The sequence below is a fragment of the Spartinivicinus poritis genome (assembly GCF_028858535.1).
In the GTDB taxonomy this organism is placed as follows: domain Bacteria; phylum Pseudomonadota; class Gammaproteobacteria; order Pseudomonadales; family Zooshikellaceae; genus Spartinivicinus; species Spartinivicinus poritis.
Map to the genome: position 1 here is coordinate 1 of NZ_JAPMOU010000103.1, position 6,993 is coordinate 6,993.

The 6,993-nt window shown below is 36.7% G+C and carries 4 protein-coding genes and 4 pseudogenes; 5 read left to right on the forward strand and 3 right to left on the reverse strand.

Annotated features, from left to right (window positions below):
* The 3 genes and pseudogenes from ORQ98_RS28530 to ORQ98_RS28540 form a co-directional block, all read right to left on the reverse strand.
* Positions 1 to 77, reverse strand: a pseudogene (locus ORQ98_RS28530) (transposase); the annotation flags it as partial.
* Between the two features lie 258 nt (positions 78 to 335).
* A pseudogene (locus ORQ98_RS29760) lies at positions 336 to 611 on the reverse strand (transposase); the annotation flags it as partial.
* Positions 612 to 759: 148 nt separating this feature from the next.
* Entirely contained in the window at positions 760 to 1,560 is an 801-nt protein-coding gene (locus ORQ98_RS28540; protein WP_274692232.1) for an IS91 family transposase, read from the reverse strand.
* A gap of 31 nt (positions 1,561 to 1,591) precedes the next feature.
* On the opposite strand from ORQ98_RS28540, the gene ORQ98_RS28545 reads away from it, so the two are divergent.
* The 5 genes and pseudogenes from ORQ98_RS28545 to ORQ98_RS28565 all read left to right on the forward strand — a co-directional run.
* On the forward strand, positions 1,592 to 1,723 hold the full coding sequence (locus ORQ98_RS28545) for a hypothetical protein (RefSeq protein ID WP_274692233.1): 132 nt from the start codon (positions 1,592 to 1,594) through the stop codon (positions 1,721 to 1,723).
* Between the two features lie 183 nt (positions 1,724 to 1,906).
* Positions 1,907 to 2,436 (forward strand): annotated as a pseudogene (locus ORQ98_RS28550) (IS1 family transposase); the annotation flags it as partial.
* A 483-nt stretch (positions 2,437 to 2,919) separates the two neighbouring features.
* Positions 2,920 to 5,778, forward strand: coding sequence for a hypothetical protein (locus ORQ98_RS28555; protein ID WP_274692234.1), 2,859 nt, complete (start codon positions 2,920 to 2,922; stop codon positions 5,776 to 5,778).
* 109 nt (positions 5,779 to 5,887) lie between these two features.
* Positions 5,888 to 6,646 carry a TauD/TfdA family dioxygenase gene (locus tag ORQ98_RS28560; protein WP_274692235.1) on the forward strand — a complete coding sequence of 253 codons (759 nt, stop codon included), beginning with the start codon at positions 5,888 to 5,890 and terminating at the stop codon, positions 6,644 to 6,646.
* A 125-nt stretch (positions 6,647 to 6,771) separates the two neighbouring features.
* Positions 6,772 to 6,915: pseudogene (locus tag ORQ98_RS28565) on the forward strand (transposase); the annotation flags it as partial.
* Positions 6,916 to 6,993 lie beyond the last annotated feature (78 nt).

Here is a 6,993-nt window from a genome sequence, read left to right on the forward strand (position 1 = left end):
ATCCATAGCCCTAATAGCTCTTTATGCCCTTCCATGTTGATACCTAACGCTACATAAATGGCTTTATTGACTACTCGATACTTAGGAATTTGAAAGCCTAATTATACGACTACTGATTTATTAGTTAATAAAGCGAAAGAAAGACGATCACTAAATGAGTTTATCTCTGCTCAACGTTTCACTGATTTGAAGCAAAAAACTGTTTATTTTGCAACCAAACCTGAATGTTAGGCGGACCTTCCCTATGGAGCACCATAAATCGGTTTTTGAAGAGCAAGTTCGCGATGGTATTTGTGAAGTGCCTGTTGTGATAGCTCCACCTGCTTTCCCATTAACACCAGCTTCGATTGGCAGAGGATGCATTCCATAGGGTCTTTCCCAAAGGTTTTCTTCAGTAGGCCAGGCCAGCGAAGGGGCATAGCATTTTTTTCGGATTGGCCCAGCAGGTGATACACCTTGGGTAGAAGCTTACCTCTCACCCGACTAGCCAGGAAGCCATAATAGCGGATCATTCGAAAGCCTTTATTCGGGATATGCTGGGTAAATCGATCCATGAAGTCAGCGGCAGAGCAGGTAAATCGGCGATAGATTTTGGTGTTGTGATCGAGATATAGCTGGAAATCTATAATGTGGCATAGAATGGATGACCCTATACTCACTGATAGCACGCTTTATGATGAGAGTAGCCATGTCACTTTATGATTTTCCAGCTATACAGCCTGTTTATTGAGCGAATCGACTATGTCACTTTATGATTTTCTAGCTATAATTAAAAATCACTTTGTGGCCATCGTAATGCTCCAATCGAGACATGGCTAAAGGAGGACGTTTAATATAGCGGCCCAAATAGGAGACATTCTTTTTATGGTTTTTATTGGGTTTAGCGAAATGGACGATCCAAGTTTTTTGGTAATGAGAATCTAGCCAACGAGTAAAGCCAGAGTAAGTGGCGCCAATCGTTTGCAGGGATTCAGGAAATATGAGTTTGTCATAATGCTTTTGTAGTAAGTCGATAATGCCATAGCGCCCTCTTTTTTTAATGGATTGTTGCGGGAAATAAAGGGGTGTCCACAACCTGTGGTCTAGGGTTAATCCTCCGAGCGTGATCGATAAATGAACATGGGTATTCCACTTAAGATCTCGGCCAAAGGTATGGAGTGCGGTAAAAATACCAGGAGTAATGCCTTTATTTTTAGCGAATTTCAGCAGGGTATTAGCGGATAATCGACTGAGGTCGTTGAGTAAAAACCGGTTGAGTTTGAACAGCTCCCATAGTTCACCAGGCATCGTAAAGGTAATGTGTTGCCAAGGGGGATCGGGGAGAATGGTTTGCTGTTTTTGAATCCATTGCTCGGTGAGTTTTTTACCGCAGGTTGGGCAGAACCGGCCTTTACAGCTAAAGTAAATCCGTTTGGTATGACTACACTTATCGTTACTGCAGCGGAAAATAGCATACCCCCGGACGCTTAAGCCGCAACTGAGAATTTTAATAATATTATCAACAATGGCTGGGCGTAAGGTGTCCCGGTGCTGTTGGTAGAACAACCACCAGGTGCTCATCACGGTGAGCATGCGTTTGTAAGGGGAGGGAATGCGAATCGGTAAACCTCAACGGCGGTATAAAGTGAAGGTGGGGATGATAGCAGAAGGAAGGGATTACCCAATCGTGTTTAAAAAAGCCGCGCTAAGCAGTAGCGCCTACAGAAGAACACCAGTTAAATAGCCGCCGACGCAGTCGGCCTAACTTGAGTGTCAGTCGAAGTCATGAACCACACAGCCCTTAATATTCTTAAACAAGATGACACTTATAAAATTGGTATAAAAAATAAGAGGCTTTCTGCTGGTTGGGATCATGAGTATTTAATGAAGCTAGTTTGCTCCGTGTAAATTTATATGCGATTGCCCTGTAGCCAGAGTCCTGGGCATTAGCCGAAATACGGTCATTAAAAAAAAGGGTCTGAGCTACACACTGTTAATAATGAGCGGTTAGAACAATTAGAAAATCCCAGTGATACCAAGGTTAAGCTGGAAAAAGTATTGGTGGCAAAAGTCGATGAGATGTGGAGTTTTGTAAAGAAGAAAGGCAATCAGCGCTGGCTGTGGCATGCGATCGATGCCGTATCTGGCAATGTACTAGCGTATATACTCGATTCTCGCAAGGGTAAAGCCTTTATAAAGCTAAAATCATTATTGAAACCCTTCGGTATTAAACTATTTTGTACGGATGACTGGGGAACTTATAGCCATCATATTCCTAAAGAGAAGCACTTGATAGGTAAAAGAAATACCCGAAAAATTGAACGAAAACATTTAACATTGAGGGCTCGAATTAAACGCCTTACCAGAAAAACCATTTGCATTTCAAAGACCAATCAAATGCATGATCTTGTTATTGGGCTTTTTATTAATCGTTATGAATTTGGGCGAAACATTTGATAAAACACAGGTTTGAGTCACTGCCCAAATAGCTTATTTAACGGCTGATGCTCGATTGAAACGTTATTTGGCTGGTACTTCACTTTAGGCATTTGGAAAAATACACTTAATCCTACCAAGTTAAAAAAAGCATGGCCGGAACTCCAAAAGCCTATTCCGTGATCCACAATATAAAAATCAAACTGAATATTATACTAAAGCAGTTTAATTAAAAATTAAACTCTTAGAATTTTCTAATCACTATTGAAGTAGGTGATTTTGGGCTGAAAATAAAAAAATTATAAGTTAGTCGGCTATGGTTCAAGTAACTTGAGTGTAGTTGTGAAAGATAGTATCTACAAGCAGTAAAATATGGTTTTTGTAAGATGATGAATAACACAAATTGTGTAAAGATTAGTTTAAGTATATGGTCAAACTCAATTTTGTGGTGAACACTAGATGATATTGATTGTAAAACCTACAATGTAAGGATGACCGAGACCCATGACCAAAAAGACCAGAGATGAGCTAAAAGGACGTTTTATAACTGGGAGTATTCCTACTGAAAAGGATTTTTGTGATTTAATTGACTCAAATCTTAACCTGCTTGATACCAATACAACTGAAAGTGAAAACTTGATTGATTTTGGTAATAACGATGTGCAAGCAAGAGGCTTTATTGGTGATGGCTCTCGTTTAACTGGTATAAATGCAGGTCAGTTAACTTCTGGTCAGCTGGACTCTAGTGTATTGCCTTCAGCTACAAAAGCAGTAGAAGGTGTACTATTCATTGCAACACAGGATGAAGTTAATGAAGGTGTTGTCAATGATAAAGCGATAACACCCTTAACTCTTGCTACACGCTTGAACAACCTTGGTAATGGAGGAAACGGCAATGGGGGAAGCTCTAATATTGACATAGATGCACTTAAAGATGAGCTAAAAGCAAGCCGGAAGTTTAAGTCAGATGTACAAGCGATTGCAGACTGGACTATTCCTACCAGTATTTTAGATGATGGAGGACTATTACCTATTGATGATTACCCTCTGAAGGAGGGTGACCGTGTCTTATTAACTAGTCAAAATAATAAGGCAAATAATCGAGTGTGGATTGCTAGAGAGAGTTCATCTTGGGAGCTTGCTGAAGACTTTAATGATGACCCTTCAGGAGAGATTGCTACGGGTGTTTCAGTGGAAGTGCGTAATAACAATCTCCACAATTACAATAGTAGTATTTGGACGATTACTGATGTTGTTAAAGATAACAGTGGTGTTGTTAAAGAAATAATTTGGAAAAAACGAAATGATCTTAATGATTATCAACCAGGTACTGGCATTGAAATCGATAATGATAGAAGAATTAGCATTAAGACAGAAGATTTAGATATTTCATCACTGCCTGGAGTTGGTAATTTAGCCTCTAAAAATAAAATAGGAAAAGGTGATATTTCACCTAATGCAGTTTGTTATAGCAATATACAAAAACCAGCTAAAAATAGCCTATTAGGGAGTGATAAGAATGCAAACTCTCTTAAAGATATTAAAATAGGAGAAGGGCTTGAAATAGAAAATTGTCTGCTTAATGTGAAAAAGGAAGATGGTTTATGTAAAAAATTTGAGTTAGGTGAAAAGGTAAATAGAGGAGATCTTGTTAGATATGTTAGTGGTTTAATTTATAAGATAGAAGTCGATGTGCCTAGCTATCAGTTAATGCGAGGCAGTGATCAGCCAACTATCATTGATTTAATCGACTCAAATGGTATTACATATAATTTAGTTCGTGCTGGTAATGAACATAAACATAACGCAATTATACGCTTAAAAGAAAATTTATATGTGGTGGCAATGCACTTAGATGATGATGCTAATAAAAGGTACACTGGAGTGGTTGCTATTAGGTGTAATAAACAAGATGGAGCGTTAATATATTCTTCATTAGAAACTTTACAAATTTCTCCTGCCCCTGGTCCTGGAGAAGAGCCAATTGGTTTAGTAGGCAGATACAGAGATGATAGAGAGGAAGGCTTAGGCTTTGTTCAAATAGGGAAAAATATTTATGGATTTACAGCAAAAGAACGTATTAATGAATCTAGCCCATCTTTAGAATTATGGGAACCATCGATGCCATCTTTATTAGCTACTGAGAATGCAACATTCAGTACAGCTGCATCTGCAGAAGGTAGTAACATAGTGATTCAGGGCTATTGGATGCGTGATACAACTGAAGCATTACCTTTGCTTTATAAAACATATGATATGAGTAATAATACTATAACTCCTCTTGGTAGTCACTCTTCAAATACTGCAGTTAGACTTACTGGATACCGTAGTGTTATATTACGTTTTATTAAGCGTGATAATGATGCTAATAAATTTTTAAGCTGCTTTATTGATGATAACAATCAAATAAGAGTTGGGCTAGTTATTGTTAAAGAACAAGGAATAACAAGTGTTGTTGGAGAAGCAGTAATAGCAAATTTATCTGTAGATAATAATGATGAATGGGTGGACTGCCTTGTTATGGAGGATTATGAGGATAATATTGCTAAAATTGTTATTATAAAACAAAATGCCCTTAGCGGAGAAGAAAAAAGCTTTAGTGCAGTGGTGATAAAAATTAACATCAGTGCACTTAATGTTAAGGATATTATAACGGAGACTGGAAATCCTCACACACTCTTGATTAATGAAAAAAATGTTCAAATATTATCAGTTGCAAAAAGCGATAAACGAGCATTTATAGCTCTAATAAGCATGGATGGTGGTCCTAGTATAGCTCGTCACTTTATCATATTAGGAATGAAAATACTAATGGAACAAAGCCCATATGAAGGTGATGCTGAGTTTTCTAGTTCTCACCTGCCATTTGGTAGTGTTGCGTTACCTTCGCCTGAGTTTAGTGGTAAAAATGGAGTTTTATTTATAGCTATAAATGACGTTACACTTGAAGCTGAAAAAGTAACTTGGAACGAAAAAAGATGTGAAGTTTTCAAGGATGATTTTTTTGGAATTGCTGATGAAAATGGTATCAAAGGAGAAGAACGTAGAATATGTGTGAGAGGAGGGATGTTTAATACTGATGGACTTTCCCCATCACATCCTTTGGCCTCCTTAGTTGTTGGAAAAAAATATTATTTACAGCCTGATTGTAAAAATATCATTGGACTAATGAAGACAAAATGTCCAGCCATTTTCCCCATTAGCAATAATACCCTTGCTATTGCAGGACCATTTGACGGGATAGTTTCTGAACACGAACACGAACACGAACACGAACATGAACACGACCATACTCATTCTTTAATATTTTTTATAGGTGGAAGACCTGGAGGGGAAACAACAGGTCCAAATAAACGTAGTTAAATTGTAATATCACCATACCTTAGAAATTTAGGGTAAAGTTAATAATTAAAAAATTACAAGCAGATTAAAAAACATTAATTATATTTTTTCTAGAAAAGGGCTTGTTGGTGTGGAGGAAAGTAATTTCTTTGGGTTTAAGATTACTAGATCAGAATTTGATATCATTCAAGTAGAGCATTTCAAGTTTTTATTGAAAAAATACAGGCTTATTTATATTGAAGGATATCCACCATCAGAGGCTCTACTCTTCTCTATTGCAAAAAAAATAAGTATTCCTTTAGTTGTATACGGAAAAGACTATTTATTAGGTTTTAATAAATATGTAAATTACGTCACTCATAAATCTAATATTAAGATAAGTAACACAAATTTTTGGCATAATGATAGAAATTCTACCCAAAAAATATGCAGGTTTACTTTGATACAATGTCAAACACCTGCTGAAGAAAAAGGAGAAACATATATATGCAATAGTATCAAAACATTTAAAAAACTAGATGATGTTGATAAAAAAAACTTAAGACTAGCTGTTGCAACCTATTATCTTAAGGGTAGTAATGATAAATCAAGAATAAAAAAATATCCATTTGTCAATGAAAAGATAATTCAGAAACATCCGGATACAGGAGAGGAGTGTATAATTGCAATAGAAAAATACATTACATTTAAACATAAATTTAACTCAAACTTAAGCTGCTGTGACGAGATTAAAAATAAAATTATTTCTGTTCTAAATGACGGGTTTATATATAAACATCAGTGGAAAAAGGGAGATATTCTAATATGGGACAACTACTCCATTATCCATAAAGCAGAGGTTGTCATGGGAAATAGTAAAAAAAAAATGTATGTAATTTTAACTAGATAATTAACTAAGCTAAACCCCCAGTTTAGCTGGGGGACTCAAATAGGTTTTACCGTTACAGGCGTAAAGGTACCTTCTGAGCTCGACAAAGCGTAAGAAGGAACAACCTAGTAAGAGAGTACAAGAGTTTGTCTCATACTCGATGGGATTGTAAATATCATGTTGTTTTTATTCCCAAAAAAAGGCAGAAGCTTATTTATGGAAAAATACTAAAGCATCTAGGTAATATTTTTCATGAGTTAGCTAGCCTCAAAGGACTAAAGATCGAAGAAGTGTTCTGGTCTAATGGAACCGGACACTTTAATGAGAGATAATAAGTATCAAGCATTAAGGTGTTGGTATGAGTCAGA